This is a genomic window from Mixta tenebrionis, assembly GCF_006517625.1.
Taxonomy (GTDB): domain Bacteria; phylum Pseudomonadota; class Gammaproteobacteria; order Enterobacterales; family Enterobacteriaceae; genus Mixta; species Mixta tenebrionis.
Genome location: NZ_VHQI01000004.1, coordinates 39,173 through 59,350, shown reverse-complemented (window position 1 = coordinate 59,350; position 20,178 = coordinate 39,173). Strand labels below are relative to the sequence as shown.

The window sequence follows — 20,178 nt, the reverse complement described above, 5'->3', positions numbered from 1 at the left end:
CAACTGATAATGAACAGCCGTACTACCGTGAGCAGGGTAAAGCGTTATCCGTGCTATGTCGCAATGAGGGGGCGGCTTTCATTGCGGCCAGCATTGATAGCTGTTTAGTTCGCCAGGCAGTGGAAGCCTGCAACACACCTTATGAACAGGGAGTCGTTCCGTTTTTCAGGAAGTTGATGGGATCCGGTGGTCCCCGCGGTCTTCAAAACCGTTGTTAGCCTATCGGCTGAGGCAGGTTCGACTCCTGCCGCTTCCGCCATATTCATTCACTATCCCTTCTGTCAGGTATAAAAAGGGGAGAGAATCTCATGTATGCGGTGATTGGTACGGCCGGACACGTCGATCATGGTAAGTCAGCACTGATTCAGGCGCTTACGGGTATTCATCCTTCCCACCTTCCCCAGGAGCTTATGCGAGGCATGACCATCGATTTAGGCTTTGCCTGCCTGTGCAGCCCTGATAACGATGAAATTGGCATAATCGATGTTCCTGGCCATGAGCGCTTTTTGCGTAACATGCTCAGCGCCTTATGGGGGCTGGATCTGGTGTTGTTTGTCGTTGCGGCAGATGAGGGTTGGTCACCGTTAAGTCAGGAACATTTGCGGGTAATTAATGCGCTGGATCTGCGGGAAATTATCGTTGCTGTCAATAAATGCGATCTGGTTGATGATGCGCAGATCGGGCAGGTTGAGGAAGATATTCTGGAAAACTTCCTCGCCGAGAGCGATCTCTTGCCGGATATCTGGCGCGTAAGCGCAAAGACCGGTGAAGGGATTGATGCGCTACGCCAGGGGTTGCTGACGCGGGTACGCAATCTGAAGCTGTCGCAGGCGTTGACGCAAGGCCCGCATCTCTATATCGATCGCGTTTTTTCCGTTAACGGTATTGGTACAACGGTTACCGGGACGCTGCGTGGTGATGGGGTTGATGTTGGTGATGTACTGTGTCTTTACCCAGGGAACCAGCGGGTTAAGGTGAAATCGATACAGAGTTATCATCGGGCGCGTGAACGGGCGCAGCCCTGTAGTCGGGTAGCCATGAGCTTTCGCCAGCTAAAAAAGGAAGCGGTAGCGCGCGGCGATTGCCTGGCGAAACCGGATGCCGATATTGCCGTTAGTCGGGAGTGGATTGTTCGGCTGCGTCCGGGAACTAACCTGTTGAAAAAGCAGAGCGAGCTGGAGGTTGCGCTGGGTACATCACATACGCAAGCGCGCTGCTATTTACTGGGCGAAGGCCGCCTGGCGCGCCTGCAGTTGTCTACCCCGCTGCCGGTTTTTTGGGGGCAGGCGGTACTGCTGATGACGCCGGGAGGCTCACGTATGGCGGGCGCGGGGCGGGTAGTCTGGACCGGGCCGTTAAGCCGGGAACAGCGGCCACGTCTTATTGAGGCGCTTGCAGCACAGGAAACGGATTTATCGCAGCTACGATGTCGCGTACAGCTGGCGGTGAAGGGTTATGTTCGCGCCGGCGATGAAACAGAACCGCAGCCGGATTGCCATCTGCTGGCTGGCTGGTGGCTCGCTGACTACTATCGGCAGCGCTGCCTGACGCAGCTGAATAAAATTCTGAGTCAGGCAACCTCCGCGTTAACGGTAGAGGAACTGGCCGCGCGAGTGCAGGTTCCCGTAGAGATAACCACGGAGCTGGTTTGCGAACAGTGTGCCAGCCGGCAGTGGCAGAAAACGGCGGAAGGAGTCAGCCTTTTCGGGGCCAGCTTCGGTCAGCTTAATCATGAGCAGCAGATGCTGCTGGATGAAATCAATACGGCAGGGAAACTCTGCTTTTCCGCTGTTCAACATGAACGCCCACGTCTGGTGCAGCAGCTGAAGGCGCTGACGGAAAAAAAATATATCGTGCCAATGGATGACAAGCTTTTTATCGCGCGCGAACACTATCAGGCGCTCCTGGAGGCGGTTTTCCATGGCTGTAATCCCGGAGAGTTACTCTCTATTGCTGACGTCAGGCAACGCACTGGCCTGGCGAGAAAGCAGGTAATACCGCTGCTTAACCGAATGGAGAGAGATGGCTGGGTCCGGCGCGAAGGAGATCTTCGGCGCGTGAGGAAGCGCTGGCTGGCTGAAGCTACCATGTAGAGAAGGCTCCTGCGCTTAAGCTAATCAGGGGCAGGCTGTCGATGTTTTTTTATTAATCGTACCAGAAGCGCAAATGGCGTCATTTGGATGCGCGGAAAAAATCAATGAATGCCCGCAACGCAGGCCGCATTTGTCGCCGGGAAGGATAATAAATATAAAATCCATCAAACCAGGGGCACCATTCTTCCATTACTGTCATCAGACGTCCTTCCTGCAAATCCTTCCTGACCATATCCTCAAAAAGAAAAGCCAGGCCAATTCCGGCGAGCGCCGCCTGCCTGATATGCTCCTGTTGCGGAAGGATAAGGTTACCCCTCACATCAACAGTAATGGCGTGCCCGTTGCGAGCGAGTTCCCATCGATAGACCCGGCCACTTTCAAAGCGGCGGCGGATGCAGTTATGCTCCACCAGATCGCGGGGATGTGCAGGCTTTGGGTTAGCAGTAAAATACGACGAAGCCCCTACAATGACGCTGCGCCGGGGGCCATCAGCGCGTACGGCTATCATATCGGCTTCCAGGTTTTCGCCCAGCCGAAGCCCCGCGTCACAACCACTTTCGACAATATCCTCGAAAATGTCCGATGTTCTGATATCCAGTTCGATTGCCGGGTAGAGCGCTGAAAACTCAGCCAGACGGGGCAAAATGATCTCTTTCGCCGCAAGAAAAGGCATGGTGACGCGTAATGGGCCTGCAGGTACCTGTGATCCCTCTACAATATCGGAAACTCCGGCCTTTATCTCAGCGAATGGTCCGGTAATACGGGAAAGAAGATTCGCGCCTTCTTCCGTGGGGCGCGTTGATCGAGTAGTTCGCGCCAGAAGGCGTAACCCCATGCTGCTTTCCAGTGCAGAAACAGCATAGCTGACCGCCGAAGGAGCAATGCCCAGCCGATCGGCGGCTGCGCGAAAACTTCCCGCTTCGGCGACGGTCATAAAAACGATGAGCTGGGAAAGCTGTGTCCGATCCATTGTTCTAAATATTAGATTAAGCCAGTCTGCTTTGCACTAATTATCATTATAGTTATCTTCGCTTATTCTGAGCTTCTCCTGAACACCCTGGAAGAGGAACAAATAATGAAACAACGCCAGATTGGCACAATGACGGTATCTGCGCCAGGGCTGGGCTGCATGGGACTGAGCCAGGCTTACGGCGCACAGGATGAAGCCGCATCGATTGATACATTACATCGGGCTATTGAGCTGGGGGTGACTTTTTTCGATACGGCAGAAGTTTATGGTCCATGGCGTAATGAAATTCTGTTGGGCAAAGCGCTCAAGGCACATCGGGATAAGATAGTTCTGGCAACAAAATTCGGGTTTACCTATAACCGCGAACAAACTCAATTCGGGCAAATTACGGGTACGGATGGCCGCCCTGAAAATGCCCGTCGGGTTGCTGAAGCCTCGCTGAAACGTCTGCAAACGGAAGCGATCGATCTTTATTATCTGCACCGGGCAGATGCGAATATCCCCATTGAGGATACGGTGGGCGCGATGGCGGAACTGGTGGCGGAAGGTAAAATCAGGGCTATTGGCCTTTCGGAAGTGACCTCTGAAACCATACGTCGGGCACATGCGGTTCATCCTGTTGCCGCCGTCCAGAGTGAATATTCTCTCTGGACCCGTGACGTAGAGACAAACGGCGTGCTGGAAACCTGCCGCGAGCTGGGGATTGCATTTGTCCCTTTTAGTCCGCTGGGGCGAGGTTTTCTGACGGGGCAGGTTCCCGCTCCGGACATGCTGGACACGGCAGATTTTCGCCGTAATATGCCGCGCTTTCAGTCGGAGCATATTGAGGCAAACCGGCTGCTGGTGAAGGTGATTGAAGATATGGCGGTCAGAAAAGGGGTAACTGCGGCACAGATTGCGCTCGCCTGGGTGCTCGCGCAGGGAAATGATATTATCCCTATTCCGGGAGCAAAGCGTATTGAACATCTGGAACAAAATGTCCGGGCGGTTGATGTTGTCCTGCTTCCTGCGGATTGCAACCTGTTGGAAGCAACATTCAGCCCCGAACGTATTTCAGGTGACCGGTATCCCCCCGCTTTTGAAGCGATGTCGCACAGGTAGAGGGAGAGTTAACAGCTGTTACCACCGCAGAATAGGGCGGATGCCGCCGATTAAGCGCCTAAAAATTACAGGTATCAAAAAGCCCGGCAATCCTTATCAGGACGACCGGGCTAATGTAACTGCTTATTTTAAAGCGACTCAAGACTTACTGAGATGTCTTAAGACTAAAATCTGGCTCCTCTGACTGGACTCGAACCAGTGACATACGGATTAACAGTCCGCCGTTCTACCGACTGAACTACAGAGGAATCGGTTGATAGCGCGCATATTACCTGGCCCCATGGATGATGTCAAAGCCTGTACGGCGTTTTACGGCGCGTTTGCTGGCAAAAACAACAATTCGCGCCGGTTTGCTGCACCTGTGCCGCTTATTCCAGGGATTAAGTAGCTATCTCCCCGGCGAAAGAGCTGAAAAAGCTCCTCTCGTTTAGCGATGATAAAGCGGAAACGCGCCAAACAGTACGCCGCCAGCCAGCAGCGCCATACTTACCAGTATTCCCCACTTAATGGCGAAGCGCTGGTGGTCGCCAATATCCACTTTTGCCAGCCCGACCAGCAGGTAGACCGAAGGCACCAGCGGGCTAAGCAGGTGGAAAGGTTGGCCGACAATGGAGGCGCGAGCAATTTCTTGCGCGCTGATGCCGTAGCCTGCCGCCGTCTGAGCAATGACCGGCAGGATGCCAAAATAGAAGGCGTCATTGGACATAAAAAAGGTAAACGGCAGGCTGACAACGGCAGTAAAGATCGCCAGATAAGGGCCAAAGCTGTGCGGAATAACAGCCAGCAGGCTTTTCGCCATCGCGTCCACCATTCCGGTGCCGGAAAGAATGCCGGTAAATATTCCGGCGGCAAAAATCAGCGATGTGACCGCCAGCACGTTAGCGGCATGAGCGCCGATACGCGCCTTCTGCTGCTCCAGCGAGGGATAATTCAGCATTACCGCGATGGCGAACGCCAGCATAAACAGAATATGAATCGGCATCAGCCCGACAACCAGCAGTACCAACAGCGCGGTGGTCAGAATAAAGTTGGGCCAGAACATTTTAGGGCGGCGGTTCGCTGCGCATTCGTCGGCATCACCCTGTCCCAGGCTGATATCATCCATCTGATGGCTTTCCATGGTCATAATCCCCAGGCGACGGCGTTCGCGCAGCCCGAAAAAGACCGCCATTCCTGTCAGCGTGCCGCAGGCAAGCAGCATGGCGGGGATCATCGGCAGGAAAATATCCAGCGCATCAATACGCAGCGCCGCTGCCGCCCGTGCGGTAGGTCCGCCCCACGGTGAGAGGTTCATAATGCCGCTGGCGAGATTAACCAGACAGGTCATCGCCAGCACGTTCATGCCCAGCCGGCGATAGAGCGGCAGAAAGGCTGCGATGGCGATCATATAGGTTGTGGAACTGTCGCCGTCGAGCGAAACCAGCAGCGTCAGTATTGCGGTGCCAACCAACACCTTTAGCGGATCGCCGCGTACAATTTTTAATATCAGACGTACCAGCGGATCAAACAGGCCAGCGTCAATCATCAGCCCGAAATAGAGGATGGAGAAGGTTAACATCACGCCGGTGGGAGCCAGCGTCTTAACGCCGCTAAGCATCATATCGCCCAGACCATGCCAGTAGCCGCCAGCCAGGGCAAACAGCGTAGGGACAATAATCAGCGCAATCAGCGCCGACATTCGTCTGGTCATGATCAGATACATAAAACAGATCACCATCGAAAAACCCAGTACGGTCAGCAAAATAATTTCCTCTTTGGTTGCAGGGCACGGGAGCGCAACGGATATTTACGCATGGTGACATAGCCTTGTTTGCTATGACGCTGGGTTATCAATCCGCAGTCCGCCATGGCAAAAAGTAAGGTAACTAATACTTTTGCTGAAATAACAGCCTGTTTTAGCAATGTTTTGCGAAATAAATTAATAACATGCTTTTCACAATCGCAACATAAGAAAATTTAAACAGTGATAAATATCATGTTTTGTACGCTACGCAGTGATGGTTTTGTGAGAGTGGTCGGGCAGAGCAAAAGGAGGTACCGACATACAAAGAAAGGTACGAGCATAGAAAAAAGAGGCGGATATAAAAAAGTACCGGCATAAAAGAAAGGTGCGGACATAAGAGACATGCACCGGCATAAGAGGAGAGAGCAAATATAAAAGAAAGGGACGAACCTGGAAAAGGTATGGGCATTTGAGGAGAGCGGGAAATTACCGGGCGCCCGTTACTAACGCAGCGTCCGCACGTTTATGGTGCAGTTGCCGTACCGAATCCGCACCATACGCGTCTGGAGATAACGGCGTGCCACGCTAAGGTCCTTGCTTTCTGTTATTTATCAGCAGACAGGCAGCCGCAGCCCTAAGCTATGCCCACGATAAAAGCTGGCCTGCATATTGCAATTTCCCGTTACAGCCGCAGCAGACGCTTTATGCGCCTGACAGCATCCAGCACCCGTAACGGAGGCAATATGAACTTAAGACGACTCAAATATTTTGTAAAAATCGTCGATATCGGCAGCCTGACCCAGGCAGCAGAAGTGCTGCACATTGCGCAACCGGCGCTCAGCCAGCAGGTTGTCACGCTGGAAGGCGAGCTGAATCAGCAACTGCTGATCCGTACCAGGCGGGGCGTTACTCCTACCGAAGCAGGTAAAATCCTCTATGCGCATGCTCGTACTATCCTGCGCCAGTGTGAACAGGCGCAGGAAGCGGTGATTAATGTCGGACAGACATTAAGCGGGCAGGTTGCTATCGGTCTTGCTCCCGGTGCCGTTGCCTCCTCATTAACCACGCTGTTGCTGCAAAGGGTGCGCGATCGCTACCCGGATATTTTGGTTTATCTGCATGAAAACAGCGGCAGCCAGTTAAATGAAAAAGTGATTAGCGGGCAGCTCGATATGGCGGTGCTGTACGATCGGACGCCAACGGCGGGCGTTAACAGTACGCCGCTGATTAAAGAAGATCTCTGGCTGGTCGGTACCGGCGAGGCGCCGGGCGCTGCGGTAGAGCTGGTTGAGATGGCGCAGATGAACCTTTTTCTGCCGCGTGATTACAGCGCGGTACGCAGGCGGGTTGATGAAGCCTTTACTCTGCGCCGCCTGAGCGCGCGCATTATTGGAGAAATTGAATCGCTGTCAACGTTGATCGCCGCCGTTTCCAGCGGCATGGGCGTAACGGTGCTGCCGGAATCGGCGGCGCGCAAGCTGGCCAGCGCGTGCGGCGGCTGGATGGCGCGCATTATTGCACCGACGCTGAATTTGCCGCTGTCGCTGAACGTCTCCGCGACGCTGCCGCTCTCGCCCTGCACGCTGGCGGTGAAAACCATTCTGCTGTCGCTGCTTCATAAAAGCGTACAGGAAGATCGCGCGCTAATGCTGGTGAGCTGAGCCGATTAATTCTGGCAGACGCAGCGGATGCGTCTTCGTCTTATCACTTAAACGCATAACCAACCGTTTTTTATTATTTGTTGCTATCAATGCGTCTGCATAACATGAAGACAACATTGACGAACGGATAAGGAGAAACGGTGTGAACTTTCAACAGCTTAAAATTATTCGCGAAGCCGCGCGCTGTGAATTCAATCTGACGGAAGTCGCGAACACGCTTTTTACCTCTCAGTCCGGCGTCAGCCGTCATATACGCGATCTGGAAGATGAGTTAGGTGTTGATATTTTCGTGCGCCGCGGCAAGCGGCTGCTGGGAATGACGGAACCGGGCAAGGCGCTGTTGACCATTGCCGAGCGTATCCTGGATGAGGCAAGCCGCGTACGACGGCTGGCGGACGTATTCACCAATGAAACCAGCGGCGTGCTGACCATCGCCACCACCCATACCCAGGCGCGCTACAGCCTGCCAGGCGTTATCAAAGCTTTCCGCGCCCTGTGGCCGCAGGTCAGGCTGGAGCTGAAGCAGGGATCGCCGCAGGAGATTGTGACGATGGTAGTAGCCGGCGAGGCGGATATCGGCATCGCCAGCGAGCAGCTGGTTAATCAACCAACGCTGGCCGCTTTTCCGTGGTTCAGCTGGCATCATGCGCTGCTGGTGCCGAAAGGGCACGCGCTGGAGCAGGAGCCGCAGCTTTCGCTCGCCGCGCTCAGCCGCTATCCATTGATTACTTACCGACAGGGCATTACCGGACGATCGCGTGTGGATCGCGCGTTTCAGGCGGCTGGGCTGCAGCCCGATATTGTGCTCAGCGCCCAGGATTCAGACGTAGTAAAAACCTACGTTGAACTGGGGCTGGGCATCGGCATTCTGGCGGATCAGGCGTGCCAGCTGGAGGCGGAGGCGAAGTTGACGCGCCTCGACGCGCATCATCTGTTCGATGCCAGCACCGTCTGGCTCGCGCTAAAACGCGGGCAGCTACAGCGTAACTATGTCTGGCAGTTTCTGGAACTGTGCAACGCTAACCTGTCGCTGGAGGAGATTAAACGCCAGGCGCTCAGCGTTCAGGAAGAAGAAGAGCCGGTTATTGATTTTCAAATTTGAAGGCGAACGGGAATTGCACTTCGGCGTCGCAGCCAGTAATGTCGATTTTTTCATTTCAGGATGTTTTGCCATGCTCGTTCGCACCATGACGCCGGCGGATCTTGCCGCCTGCGCTGCGCTGACGCAGGAAGTTAAATGGCCGCATCGTCTTGCCGACTGGCAAATGATGCTGAAGCTGGGTGAAGGGCTGGTGGCGGAACGGCAGGGTAATATTGTCGGCAGCACCCTCTACTGGCGCTGGGGAGCGCAGCGCGCCACCCTCGGCCTGATTATTGTGGCAGGCGCCATGCGCGGCCGCGGTATCGGCAGCGCGCTGCTGGAACAGGCGCTACAGCGGCTGTCGGGTATGACGCTACATCTGCACGCTACCGCCGCAGGCGCGCCGCTTTATCGTCGCTTTGGTTTTGTTGGAATGGATGAAGTTATCCAGTATCAAACGCCCCGGCTAATTGCGCCGTCGTCGGCCACGGCGGCGATGCCGGCGGCCACTTGTGAAGATCTGCCCGCGCTGGCGCAGCTGGATTATCGCGCTAACGGATTTTATCGTCTTTCATTGCTGAAACAGCTGCTGGCGGAAGGCGCCAGCATCATTGTCGCCCGGCAAAAGGACCTCGCCTCCGGCTTCGCCGTTACGCGGCGGTTTGGTTATGGTTTCACTATTGGGCCAGTGATTGCGCCAGATGCGGCAACGGCGCAGCGGCTGATTACCCAGGCGATGCGGCCGCTGGCGGGCGAGTTTGTGCGCATCGACAGCCGTAGTCAATGCGGGTTAGGGCCGTGGCTGGCGCGCTGCGGCCTGCAGGCGGTGGATCGACCGCTGCGTATGGTGCGCGGCGATGAGTGGCAACCGCAGGGCATCACCGCCTGGAGCCTGATGAGCCAGGCGATGGGCTAATGGCTCCGGTCCTCTTCCGAAGGGGTCAGCTATGCTTAAAGTCTGTGTAATCGGAGAGGGAGAAACAGACGATGGCAATGAAGACCAGCGATTTTTTCGTGGAGCGGCTGAAAACCTGGGGCGTAACCCGTATTTATGGCTATCCCGGCGACGGCATTAACGGCGTGCTGGGCGCCATTCAACGCGCCAATAAGGCGGGCGCCGGTATTGAATTTATTCAGGTGCGCCACGAAGAGATGGCGGCGTTTATGGCGGTGGGCCATGCAAAATTTACCGGCGAACTGGGCGTTTGCCTCTCTACCGGCGGTCCCGGCGCTACGCATTTGCTGACCGGCCTGTATGACGCCAAACTCGATCATGCTCCGGTGCTGGCGATTTCCGGCCAGGCGGAAACTACGTCCCGCGCATCCAACTATCAGCAGGAGCTGAACCTCGATCGCGTCTTCGCCGACGTAGCGAATTTTGTGCAGGAGGCGGCAGCCCCGGCGCAGGTACGCCATCTGGTCGATCGCGGCGTGCGCATCGCGAAAGCGCAAAACGGCGTCGCGGTACTGATCCTGCCAAAAGATCTACAGGATGAGCCCTGGCAGGCGCCGCCGCACCTGCACGGTTTTACCCATTCCGGCCCCGGCTATCAGCGCCCGAAAGTGGTGCCTTACCCGGAAGATTTACAGCGCGCCGCCGAGGTGCTGAACGCCGGTAAAAAGGTTGCGATTCTGATTGGCTCCGGCGCGCGCGGCGCGGCGGTAGAGGTGGTGCAGGCGGCTAATCTGCTGGGCGCCGGCGTAGCGAAAGCGCTGCTGGGCAAAGATGTGCTGCCGGATGATGCGCCCTTTGTTACCGGCGCTATCGGTCTGCTGGGTACTAAACCTTCATCGGAAATGATGAAACATTGCGACACGCTGTTGATGATCGGCAGCGGTTTTCCCTGGACGGAATTTTTACCGGAGGAAGGGCAGGCGCGGGCGGTGCAGATCGATATCGATCCGGCGATGCTGGGGCTGCGCTATCCCTGCGAGGTGAACCTGCACGGCGATGCGGCGGAAACGCTGCGCGCGCTGCTGCCGCTGCTGAAGCACAAGGCGGATCGCCACTGGCAGGAGGATATCGCCCGCCAGGTGCAGCAGTGGTGGCAGGTAATGGAAGAGCGCGCGATGGCGCCTGCGAATCCGGTCAATCCGCAGCGGGTAGTATGGGAGATGTCGCCGCTGCTGCCGGAAAATACCATCGTCACCTCTGACTCCGGCTCCTGCGCCAACTGGTTTGCCCGCGATTATCGCGTTAAGCAGGGGCAGCGCGCCACGCTTTCCGGCGGCCTCGCCTGTATGGGCGCGGCGGTGCCTTATGCCATTGCGGCGAAATTCGCCTTCCCGCATCAGCCGGTGGTGGCGCTGGTCGGCGATGGCGCAATGCAGATGAATAACCTCGCCGAATTGATTACCATACAAAAATACTGGCAGGGCTGGAGCGACGGGCGCCTGATCGTCTGTGTTTTCAATAATCAGGATTTAAACCAGGTCACCTGGGAACAGCGCGTAATGGAAGGCAACCCGCGCTTTGCGGCCAGTCAGGATATTCCCAATGTTCACTATGCCGCCTTTGCCGAGATGCTGGGTCTGAAGGGGATCTACGTGGATGATCCGGAAAAGCTTAGCGCGGCATGGCAGGAAGCGCTGAACAGCGATCGCCCGGTGGTGCTGGAGGTAAAAACCGATCCGGAAGTAGCGCCGCTGCCGCCGCATATCACCTTTAAACAGGCAAAAGCCTTTATGGCTTCAATGATAAAAGGCGATCGCGGCGCGGCGCAGGTCATTGGCGACACCGCCAGCCAGCTGCTGAATGAAGTGCTGCCAGGGAAAAAGAAGTAAGCCTGATGTCGTAATACTATCCGTCCTGTGGGTTAGTTATTTATGTCGATGACGTCCAGCCGCCGGGAGCGGGCGGCTGTGACGCGGCAGAGGTTAAAACGTGCTTAAAGAGGATAATACAATGAAGGCAACAAATAGCCCCGTCTGGTTGATTACTGGCTGTTCGACCGGTTTCGGGCGCGAGCTGGCGCAGCAGACAATAAAACGCGGATTTAACGTGGTGGTAACGGCGCGTGATGTGCAGAAAGTTGCCGATCTGGTGCAGGGCAATGAGCAGCGGGCGCTGGCGTTAGCGCTGGATGTTACCGACAGCGCCAGTATTAATAACGCGATTAGCGCGGCGCTGGAGAAATTCGGCACCGTCGACGTGCTGGTGAATAATGCGGGTTATGGCTACCAGTCTTCCATTGAAGAGGGCGTAGAAGAGGAAATTCGCGCCCAGTTTGATGCTAACGTATTCGGCCTGTTTGCGATGACGCGCGCGGTGCTGCCGACGATGCGTAAAGCGCGTCGCGGCCACATTATTAATATTACCTCAGTAGCGGGCCTGATGGGCTTTCCCGGCTCTGGTTACTATGCGGCCAGCAAACATGCGGTAGAGGGGGGGTCTGACGCGCTGGCGACGGAAGGCGCGCCGCTGGGCATTAAGGTTACCTGCGTCGAGCCGGGACCATTCCGTACCGACTGGGCGGGACGTTCGCTGCGTCAGACGGAAAACCGTCTTGCAGACTATGCGGAAACCGCCGGGGCGCGCATGAAAAATACCGCGAACTACAGCGGCAAGCAGCCGGGCGATCCGGCACGTGCCGCTGCGGCGATGATCGCGCTGGCGGAAACTGAAAACCCGCCGCGTCATTTGGTGATGGGCGCCTTTGGTTTTGAAGCGGTAACCAGCAAGCTGCGTGAACGCCTGGCGCAGATAGAGGCGTGGAAAGAGACAACGCTGGGCACCGATTTCCCGGCGGAATAATGGTAAAAACCGGCTGGTCTGTTTTAACGGCCAGCCGGCCTTTGACAATGCCGCTAAATGCTCAGCTATAGTTAAGGTGTAGCTGTCACAATGCTGAATATTTTTAATTTACTGTCCTTACCAAAAGTTGTTTATGGCTAACTCCAGGCCCTTTTCCAGCGGTAATGCTTAAATGTTCAGGGTGTTTTTTGAGCAGGATGGATAAATTTTTAGCGCCGTAATTTTATGTTTTAAATTCAGGTATCGTCTGTTTTAACATGGAACCTATTTCACTCATCGCTGCCCATTTTTTATCTTTCTGATTGTTGATGAAACTTACAATCATTTTAATAAGCTGTTCTTCCCGCAAGAGAGTTGGTTTAGGTTTTGTCTTCTCTTTCTCCTTTGCCGTTTTCTCTTTAAAAATATTAGTAATAATGAATTGGTTGCAGGCTTTTTGGAAAGGCGCAGGCGTTTGAACGCTACCGAAACCGATAACCGTCAGGGCTGACTCTCGAAGCCTGATTGCCAGCCCGGTAAAATCACTGTCGCTTGAAACCAGGCAATACCCGTCTAATTTGTTATTATATAATAAGTCCATCGCATCAATAATCAGGGCGCTATCGGTAGCGTTTTTGCCTTTAGTATAGGCAAACTGCTGTATCGGTTTAATGGCGTTATCCTGCAAAAATTTTTTCCAACTGGCGTTTTGCGGCGAGGTAAAATCACCATAAATTCGCTTAATCACTGCATTACCCAACGATGCAATTTCATTTAAAATATTTTCAATTATTGTCGGCTGTGCATTATCTCCATCAATGAGTACGGCAAACTTTTTTATTTTATAGTCCATGTGAAAATCCTTTTAAATTAATCATGAAAATAAAATTTACTGTTAATAGCTTATTTGTCGTTAATTCAAACTGTATACCTTAGCGGTGTCTGGTTAAATAACCTGAATTTTCTCCCTGTCAGTATGGGCATTTTATACCCGCCAGCTATACCATAGCTGATGCACTTTGTTAATTGGTGAAAATGCGGAAAGTAGCGATGAAGCAGCAGTGCTGACATTTGTCAGCGGCAACGGACCAAAGCGGGTGCTGTAAGCCAGAATAAGTTGACCATAGCGAAGCGCGGAGGGGAGCATATTATCCCGCCTTTCGCTTATCCAGCATCAGCGCGATTTTATCCGGCGGCACCGCCTGGCTGAACAGATATCCCTGAAGCTGATTGCAGCCCGCTTCTTTAAGCGCCGTCATCTGCCCGCTGGTCTCTACGCCTTCAGCGGTTACCGTCAGGCCCATGGCATGACCCAGGCGTACCACCGATTCAATAATGGCCGCCGAGTTTTCCGCAACGCCCAGCGACTGGGTAAAGGAGCGATCGATTTTAATCTTATCTACCGGAAAATGGCTGAGATAGTTCAGACTGGAATAGCCGGTGCCGAAATCGTCCAGCGCGATGCGGAAACCCGCTTCGCGCAGGGCGATAATGATCGCGCGCGCTTCGCGTTCATCCTCAATCAGCACGCCTTCGGTGATCTCCAGCTCAATATTGCGCGCATCCGCCCCTTCGGACTGTACAATCTCCTGAAAATGCTGGACAAAACCGGCGGCGCGGAACTGCAACGGCGAAACGTTAACCGCGATAGTCAGCGCCGGCCAGCGCAGCGAAACGTGACACGCTTCGCGCAGTACCCACTCGCCAATCTGTAGAATCAGCCCGGTTTCTTCAGCGATCGGGATAAATTCAGAGGGCGGTATCGCGCCGCGCTGGGCATGATGCCAGCGTAAGAGCGCTTCAAAGCCGACAATCTGATTGCCGGAGATATCCATCAGCGGCTGATACCAGACCTCCAGCCCCTGCTGCTGTTGCAGCGCGCTGCGCAGATCGGCGGCAATCTGCTGACGCGTCTGCACCGATTCATCCATCGCGCGGACAAACAGACGGTACTGACCACGGCCGTCGTTTTTGGCCTCATACAGTGCGATATCCGCCTTGCGCATCAGCTCCTGCCGCTCGGTTCCATCCTGCGGCGCCAGCGCCGCTCCGATGCTGACGCCAACCCAGGCCTCGCTGCCAAGCAGCGTATAGGGCATACTGAGCGTGGCGATAATACGTTGGCAAAGCGTCTCTATATCTGCCAGCTGCTGGATATCCTCCATCACAATAACGAACTCATCGCCGCCGATACGTCCTACGGTATCGGATTCGCGCAGTAGCGCAGAGAGACGGTGCGCCACCTCGATAATCAGATCGTCGCCGGCGTGATGTCCATAGGTATCGTTGATGTTTTTAAAGCGATCGAGATCGAGCAGTAGCAGCGCCGTCTGGCTGTGGCTACGCGTTGCGCGCGCCAGCGCCTGCGTCAGGCGCTCATCAATAAGCGCGCGGTTGGCAAGGCCGGTCAACACGTCATGAAACGCCAGGTGCTGCGCCTGAGCCTCGCTGGCTCCCAGCCGCAGCATCGACTGCGCCAGCCGTAGCCGTAGCCGCCACAGGCGCAGCATCATGCCTGCGCATACCAGCGTGGTCACCAGCAGCACCGCCGTCATCAACGGAATCAGCAGTTTAAGCATTCGGGCGCCGGGACGCTCTGGAAGCCAGGCGAAGTCGCCTGCGGACGGCCCAAGACGTGACCGGAGCTGTAAACGCGCCTGATCCGGCGGTATGGCGTTTTCGCCGATATAGTGCAGGTGATTAATCAGGCTGCGCTGCGCCAGCGCGTTAAGAAAGCCATCGTCGAGATATTTTATGCCGATCAGGCGATAGCCGCTTTCCGCATTCTCGCTGCCGATAGCGCTGGCGGCCATCAGCGCGGCGCGCTGGTCAATGCGGACAAAATCTACGTTATCTTTCGTGCCGCTGCCGTGCGGCTGCGACTGACGCAGCAGCCAGGGCGCCAGCGCATCCTCAAACAGGCTCCAGCGCTGGTTAGTTATGCGCTGACCGTTTTGCCAGCCAGCCACTACTCTGTCCTGCGGGTTGAGAATAAAGATATCCTGATGACCGAACATCTGATAGAGCCAGTGGCCTACGTTATCGTCCAGCCAGCGCATGTCCAGCTGCGGCTGCTGTAAAATCCGGCTGAAAGGCGGCCAGTTGGTCAGGCTGTGTAGCTGACGCTGATGCTCGGTCATGCTCTGGCTAAATGCGGTTTTGATGATGTTTTCCTGCTGCAGCACCGCCTCGTGGTTACTGTGTTTCGCGGCCCAGAAAACGCTGATGCTGGCGCTAGCCCAGACAATAACCAGTACCAGCGCCAGAGGAAAGAAAACTTCCCGAATAAATTCACGGCGAAAACTTTCCGGAAGTTGATCTTTATTGAACATTCATTCACCCGATTTAGCGATGCTGATGCCCTAATTGTGACAGATAAATAATAATTTGCGCCTGCAGGTAAAGGCGTGGCGGCAAATAACCGCGTAAGGAGCGACAAAATAATTATCGCCTCGATTGATGAGTTTTTCTGATTTGTCTGCCGCTTTTGCTGTCGCGTCATCCAGCTGCCACCGGGGCGTCACCGCGCTGTCATCCTGTAACGGCAGAGTGACATTCAGAGCGGTCTCTGCGTGGCGTTACTGGTACAAATGAATTCTGTCAGCTATTCTCACTATACCTCAACCTGCTTTAGCCAAAGTTTGCTGAAGCAGGGTAGCGATGCCGCCTGCGAACCTCTGCTGGCGGCGCTGCGTCCGGCCAGCCAGGAAGCGGTGGCCGCACTGGCCTGCCGGGAAGGCGAACAGGTCATCCATCCGCGCACGCTGCTTCGGCAGGAAGATGTTCCGGTCTGTATAACCCCTCATTTTCTGCCTCAGCTTGCCGGGTGGTCACAGCTTCAGCACTACCGCAGCGGATCGCTGCACGATTTTTTACAACAGCGCCAACAGCCGCTTAGTCTGGCGCAAACCCGCATCAGTACGCATTGCGTACAGGCGCAAGCGTCTCGGCTGTCGGCCGTACCGCTTCAGGCGCCGCTGCCCTGCATCCGTACGCTGCGCCGAGGCGCAGACGGGCAGCTGGCTGAATATGCCGCCAGGCTGACGCGTGGCGAGATGACAGAATTAATGCTTGAGCATCAAGCGAAGAATAATGGAGAAGAATGATGAGTTTACTGGTGAGTCTTAACCGTCCCGTAGTGGCAACGCAGCCGGTGCTGCGTCGAATTTTAAAAGCGATGAGTGAGCCGGGCGTTGCGGTGACGCTGCCGGGCGCTGAAGCCTGGGAAGGGCTGTCACCGGCGGCCAGCGCGCTGCTTTCTACCCTGAACGAAGCAGAGGCCTCATTGTGGCTGGATGAATCGCTGAATACGCCCGCGCTGCGCGCCAGCCTGTTGCAGGCTAACGCTGCGCCGCTAACCGATAAGCTGCCTGCCGCGCTGGCGCTGCTGCATAGCGACAGCGATCCCGATCTGGCGACTATTTGCGCGCCCGGCGCGACGGTTATTCTCGAAGTACCGGCGCTGAACGGCGGCCTGACCCTGCGTCTGCGCGGCCCCGGTATTCAGGAGCGTCGTGCTATTGCGCCGCAGCTGCCGCCGCGAACGCTCGATTTTTTACGTGAATGGCCGATGAACGGGCAGGGGATTAATTTAATGCTTACCTGTGGCGAAATGCTGATGGTGCTGCCGCGTACCGCCCAGATTGCCGTTTGTTGATTGCCGTAGGGTTGCCGGCGCCGAACTGACGCTGAGCGGGGCAACCACGCCAGCCGGGCTGGATATATTAGCTTGCGTTCAGATAAGGAGAGGGGAGACTAAAAAGAAAAGGTTGGCCCCGCTACAGAGGACCAACCGGGCTTTTGCCGCAGGCGCTAAAACAGATAGCTAAGATTAAACATACCTGAAGTCTGCCTGTAGCCGTGCGTACCGAGGATACGGGCGATATCCAGCTTGCCGGCAAGTTTCCGACTCAGCCGGATTTCTCCGCCCACCTTCATTTCCGCCAGGTCTCTTCCTCCCTGCAGCCAGTTTTTGTTGCCGTCCATCTGCACGGCAAAATCTTCCGTATTATGGATCCAGTCGGCCTGCATATAGGGTGACAAATATTGACCGGCAACGGCGAGGCGCGCGCCCAGATGCGAGGTCAGGATGGCGTTCCCCTGCTGTTGAATAACGCTCCCTTGGGCATTGGTAAAGGCGTCGGCGCGGAGGCCCTGATAGATCAGCTGGGCGTTAGGGGTCAGCGTTACCGCGCCGGCGTTGAAGTGATAACCGCCTTCCAGCGAGGCGAGAAAGCCTTTAGCCTTATATTTTTCATTGTCTAAATCGTCGCCTTTTACCGAGTCAGTAAACCAGCCGTGCTGTAGCCACGTATCAACATATGCCCCGTTTCTGGCATCCGCATCGCTTGTCCAGCCGGCATACAGGCCGAGACTGTAACCGTTAATTTGTCCGCGGGCGCCGTAGCCGCTCAGCGCTGAACGGCTGCTATTTTTATGGTTGCCATAGCCGGCGAAAGCGCCGAGCGTCAGCGCATGCTGGCCTGCGCCGCGCAGAGTCAGCAGATCGCTGCCAAGCTGGGCCGTATAGGTATTGCCGCGCGTGGAGAGCTGTCCGCTGCCGTCCCGTCCTTTGCTGTGGCTTCTGGTCTGACGCAGCCACAGCGCCGAATAGCTATCCTCGCCCGTGGCTGGGTTGATGTGCCTCTGCTGAGCGGCGCGGTCGGCATAGCGTAGCGAAAACATGCTATTCATCGCCGCCCGGTTGGCAATATAGCTGCCGCTCTCAGGATGATACACCCTCGTTGGTGCCGGAGTCGGCTGCGGCGTTACGCCCGGCTCTGGCGCCGCTTCCTGCGTGAAAGGCTGATGCTGGCTGGTTAAATACCAGCTATTTTCCTTCTGACGTAAAAAGTATTCATAAAGGCCGGCGGTTACGCGCCCCTGCTGTTTAAATTCGGCGGAGGAGACGCCTTCGACGCGGATCAGCTCAATGCCGTTTTGCGTCAGCGCGCCGGCGCCGTTAACGTTATTGATACGGACATAGGTTTTACCGGCGGCATCGCCTTTTATCAGCAGCTTATCTGCAGGCGAGCCGTCATCGCCCAGCCGGGTATTCATCTCGATCAGTGCATCATCGCCGCGATAGTTCCCTTCAACCGTTAGCGTTTGAAAACGTTGCTGCTGACCGCCGCCGAGCGAAAGGGTAGCGCCGTTCAGACTAAGGTTGCTGATATGACTGTCGCCGCTCATATTCCACCTGCTGGCCGCGCCTGATAAACGCAGGTTTATCACGCCGCCATTTAGCGTATCGGTGATGCCGGTCAGGGACGCGCTATATGCCGGATGGTTGGCGATATCTATTGTGCCGCCGTCGGCAACCATTTTACCGGTTATAGCCAGACTGGATGCGTTAATGATCGTTTCGCCACTGGAATAAATGGCATAGACGCGGTCAAAATTGTCAGCATCGTTACCTGCAGCCTGATTGTTGTTTTCCAGCACTACCGCGCCATTGATATTTACCTTGCCGGTGTTATAGATATGGTACACAGAGCCTCTGGTATCGTTACTGTTTCTCCAGTACGAAGCGGCAGAGTGCATACCCGCCAGCTCTATTGTTCCCGTATTGCACAGGCCGCAATAATTATCATTGCCGCGCTGATTAGTGCTCGAAACAGAATAGTTTCCATGAATTTTAATTATCCCGTCCTTATTACTGATACCAACAAAGTTATCAGCGTGAGCGTTATCTATATTCGCTGCCAGCGATGAGCTAATATTCAGCGCCCCGGCAATATCAATATTACCACTGCCCCCACCGGCTTTACCCCGATTATCAATACCCGAAAAGCTCGTTGTGCCAGCCACACCCGGCGTAACATGGCGTTGAATAGCGATATCTCGCCCTGCCGCCATAAAACCATACTGGTTGCTGATGCCATTGCTTTCAAAGGTGTTGTGCAACGTCAGCTGTCCATTTAACGTCAGATTGTTATATTCAAAAATAGCAATGCCGCTGTTGTTGTAGTCGGGATTTTTGCGCGAGCTAATTATGGTCAGGTCGTTTAAAATTTCCAGCGTTCCAGGCGCATCCCAGCGGGTAACGGCCAGAGTGGCAGGCGCGTTGAGCGCTTTTCCGTTATCATTAATGGTTAGCGTATTTTCTGAATTAAGCCTGACGGTATTGCCGTTAACCGCAACGCTCAGGTTATTAATAGTATCGACCAGCGTTACATTATAATCCTTATTGCCCAGTAAAGGATTGCTAACATCTTCTTCCTCTTTCAGGCTAACGATATCCTTCCATTTGCTTAAATCCGGGCTGGATAAGTCGTAATTCAGTTCATCAATTTGAACTATAGTAATTGACAACGCCGCCTGGGGAATAAACAAGGCGGTACCTAAGGCTAACGCGGTGAGCCTGGCTAACGAGTTAAGTCTGAACGCAATGGGGGCGGTAGTCATAATCAAACAATCCCTTTTTATCATTAACTTCCTGTTATTTAGCAATAAGTTATTTCTTCTCAGGAAATAACCAGGAAAAAGTAACCGGAAATTAACTTTTAGTCAAAAAGGGTAATGTGACAAAAATGTAGAAACGTATTGTTATTGGCTATTGATATTTATCTATCGATCGTCAACAACGATCTTTAAGAGGATTTTATTGATCTGCATCACATAATTTAAACTGAAATTAATTGTTTGACAATTATTTAGTAACTAATTTTTAATTTTTAAAATTAATCAATCGTTTCGATAGGATAAACTTTTAATAACGGCAGAAGGTTAAATAAATTCATAATAAGCGCCGACCGTCGGTTAAAAATTGCTCGAAAATAATTTTTAATTTTTAAAATTAATCAATCGTTTCGAT

The 20,178-nt window shown here is 54.5% G+C and carries 14 protein-coding genes and 2 tRNA genes; 10 read left to right on the top strand and 6 right to left on the bottom strand.

What is annotated here, in order from left to right; all coding sequences use genetic code 11:
- The first annotated feature begins 168 nt into the window (after positions 1–168).
- Together FKM52_RS21675 and selB are read left to right on the top strand one after the other, a co-directional pair.
- Positions 169–259: transfer RNA gene (locus tag FKM52_RS21675), tRNA-Sec, on the top strand.
- A gap of 49 nt (positions 260–308) precedes the next feature.
- The gene (gene selB / locus FKM52_RS07745) at positions 309–2,093 is read left to right on the top strand and encodes a selenocysteine-specific translation elongation factor (RefSeq protein WP_141175636.1); all 1,785 of its coding nucleotides are present in this window, start codon (positions 309–311) and stop codon (positions 2,091–2,093) included.
- 79 nt (positions 2,094–2,172) lie between these two features.
- On the opposite strand, the gene FKM52_RS07740 is transcribed toward selB, so the two are convergent.
- Complete coding sequence (locus FKM52_RS07740) at positions 2,173–3,063, bottom strand: LysR family transcriptional regulator (RefSeq protein ID WP_141175635.1); 891 nt, start codon at positions 3,061–3,063, stop codon at positions 2,173–2,175.
- Between the two features lie 105 nt (positions 3,064–3,168).
- On the opposite strand from FKM52_RS07740, the gene FKM52_RS07735 reads away from it, so the two are divergent.
- Positions 3,169–4,164 carry an aldo/keto reductase gene (locus FKM52_RS07735; RefSeq protein ID WP_141175634.1) on the top strand — a complete coding sequence of 332 codons (996 nt, stop codon included), beginning with the start codon at positions 3,169–3,171 and terminating at the stop codon, positions 4,162–4,164.
- Between the two features lie 172 nt (positions 4,165–4,336).
- On the opposite strand, the gene FKM52_RS07730 is transcribed toward FKM52_RS07735, so the two are convergent.
- Together FKM52_RS07730 and FKM52_RS07725 are read right to left on the bottom strand one after the other, a co-directional pair.
- Positions 4,337–4,412: transfer RNA gene (locus tag FKM52_RS07730), tRNA-Asn, on the bottom strand.
- A gap of 179 nt (positions 4,413–4,591) precedes the next feature.
- Positions 4,592–5,905 carry a CitMHS family transporter gene (locus tag FKM52_RS07725; protein ID WP_141175633.1) on the bottom strand — a complete coding sequence of 438 codons (1,314 nt, stop codon included), beginning with the start codon at positions 5,903–5,905 and terminating at the stop codon, positions 4,592–4,594.
- A 725-nt stretch (positions 5,906–6,630) separates the two neighbouring features.
- Here FKM52_RS07725 and nac point away from each other — a divergent pair.
- The 5 genes from nac (at position 6,631) to FKM52_RS07700 (ending at position 12,383) form a co-directional block, all read left to right on the top strand.
- Complete coding sequence (gene nac, locus FKM52_RS07720; RefSeq protein WP_141175632.1) at positions 6,631–7,548, top strand: nitrogen assimilation transcriptional regulator NAC; 918 nt, start codon at positions 6,631–6,633, stop codon at positions 7,546–7,548.
- Between the two features lie 142 nt (positions 7,549–7,690).
- Complete coding sequence (cbl, locus tag FKM52_RS07715) at positions 7,691–8,650, top strand: HTH-type transcriptional regulator Cbl (RefSeq protein WP_141175631.1); 960 nt, start codon at positions 7,691–7,693, stop codon at positions 8,648–8,650.
- A 70-nt stretch (positions 8,651–8,720) separates the two neighbouring features.
- Complete coding sequence (locus tag FKM52_RS07710; RefSeq protein ID WP_141175630.1) at positions 8,721–9,545, top strand: GNAT family N-acetyltransferase; 825 nt, start codon at positions 8,721–8,723, stop codon at positions 9,543–9,545.
- Positions 9,546–9,616: 71 nt separating this feature from the next.
- Entirely contained in the window at positions 9,617–11,413 is a 1,797-nt protein-coding gene (locus FKM52_RS07705; protein WP_141175629.1) for a thiamine pyrophosphate-requiring protein, read from the top strand.
- A 121-nt stretch (positions 11,414–11,534) separates the two neighbouring features.
- Positions 11,535–12,383 carry an oxidoreductase gene (locus tag FKM52_RS07700; protein ID WP_141175628.1) on the top strand — a complete coding sequence of 283 codons (849 nt, stop codon included), beginning with the start codon at positions 11,535–11,537 and terminating at the stop codon, positions 12,381–12,383.
- Between the two features lie 223 nt (positions 12,384–12,606).
- Here the strand turns inward: FKM52_RS07700 and FKM52_RS07695 are convergent, their stop codons facing one another.
- Both FKM52_RS07695 and FKM52_RS07690 read right to left on the bottom strand, forming a co-directional pair.
- Positions 12,607–13,215: an NYN domain-containing protein gene (locus FKM52_RS07695; protein WP_141175627.1), complete on the bottom strand. Its 609-nt coding sequence runs from the start codon at positions 13,213–13,215 to the stop codon at positions 12,607–12,609.
- Positions 13,216–13,510: 295 nt separating this feature from the next.
- Positions 13,511–15,694 carry a putative bifunctional diguanylate cyclase/phosphodiesterase gene (locus FKM52_RS07690; protein WP_141175626.1) on the bottom strand — a complete coding sequence of 728 codons (2,184 nt, stop codon included), beginning with the start codon at positions 15,692–15,694 and terminating at the stop codon, positions 13,511–13,513.
- Between the two features lie 258 nt (positions 15,695–15,952).
- On the opposite strand from FKM52_RS07690, the gene FKM52_RS07685 reads away from it, so the two are divergent.
- Both FKM52_RS07685 and phnH read left to right on the top strand, forming a co-directional pair.
- A complete protein-coding gene (locus FKM52_RS07685; protein WP_141175625.1) occupies positions 15,953–16,468 on the top strand; it encodes a UTRA domain-containing protein in 516 nt (171 codons plus the stop codon).
- Positions 16,465–17,019 (top strand): phosphonate C-P lyase system protein PhnH, encoded by a 555-nt coding sequence (gene phnH, locus FKM52_RS07680; RefSeq protein ID WP_244316925.1) that lies wholly within the window; start codon positions 16,465–16,467, stop codon positions 17,017–17,019. Before FKM52_RS07685 ends, phnH begins: the two co-directional genes overlap by 4 nt.
- A 155-nt stretch (positions 17,020–17,174) precedes the next feature.
- On the opposite strand, the gene FKM52_RS07675 is transcribed toward phnH, so the two are convergent.
- A complete protein-coding gene (locus FKM52_RS07675; RefSeq protein WP_181407908.1) occupies positions 17,175–19,769 on the bottom strand; it encodes an autotransporter outer membrane beta-barrel domain-containing protein in 2,595 nt (864 codons plus the stop codon).
- Positions 19,770–20,178 lie beyond the last annotated feature (409 nt).

Bases quoted from the DNA above. Each gene is read 5' to 3' on its own strand.
- selB (WP_141175636.1), top strand. From the start codon at position 309: ATGTATGCGGTGATTGGTACGGCCGGACACGTCGATCATGGTAAGTCA.
- FKM52_RS07740 (WP_141175635.1), bottom strand. From the start codon at position 3,063: ATGGATCGGACACAGCTTTCCCAGCTCATCGTTTTTATGACCGTCGCC.
- FKM52_RS07735 (WP_141175634.1), top strand. From the start codon at position 3,169: ATGAAACAACGCCAGATTGGCACAATGACGGTATCTGCGCCAGGGCTG.
- nac (WP_141175632.1), top strand. From the start codon at position 6,631: ATGAACTTAAGACGACTCAAATATTTTGTAAAAATCGTCGATATCGGC.
- FKM52_RS07710 (WP_141175630.1), top strand. From the start codon at position 8,721: ATGCTCGTTCGCACCATGACGCCGGCGGATCTTGCCGCCTGCGCTGCG.
- FKM52_RS07705 (WP_141175629.1), top strand. From the start codon at position 9,617: ATGGCAATGAAGACCAGCGATTTTTTCGTGGAGCGGCTGAAAACCTGG.
- FKM52_RS07700 (WP_141175628.1), top strand. From the start codon at position 11,535: ATGAAGGCAACAAATAGCCCCGTCTGGTTGATTACTGGCTGTTCGACC.
- FKM52_RS07695 (WP_141175627.1), bottom strand. From the start codon at position 13,215: ATGGACTATAAAATAAAAAAGTTTGCCGTACTCATTGATGGAGATAAT.
- FKM52_RS07690 (WP_141175626.1), bottom strand. From the start codon at position 15,694: ATGTTCAATAAAGATCAACTTCCGGAAAGTTTTCGCCGTGAATTTATT.
- FKM52_RS07685 (WP_141175625.1), top strand. From the start codon at position 15,953: ATGAATTCTGTCAGCTATTCTCACTATACCTCAACCTGCTTTAGCCAA.
- phnH (WP_244316925.1), top strand. From the start codon at position 16,465: ATGATGAGTTTACTGGTGAGTCTTAACCGTCCCGTAGTGGCAACGCAG.
- FKM52_RS07675 (WP_181407908.1), bottom strand. From the start codon at position 19,769: ATGACTACCGCCCCCATTGCGTTCAGACTTAACTCGTTAGCCAGGCTC.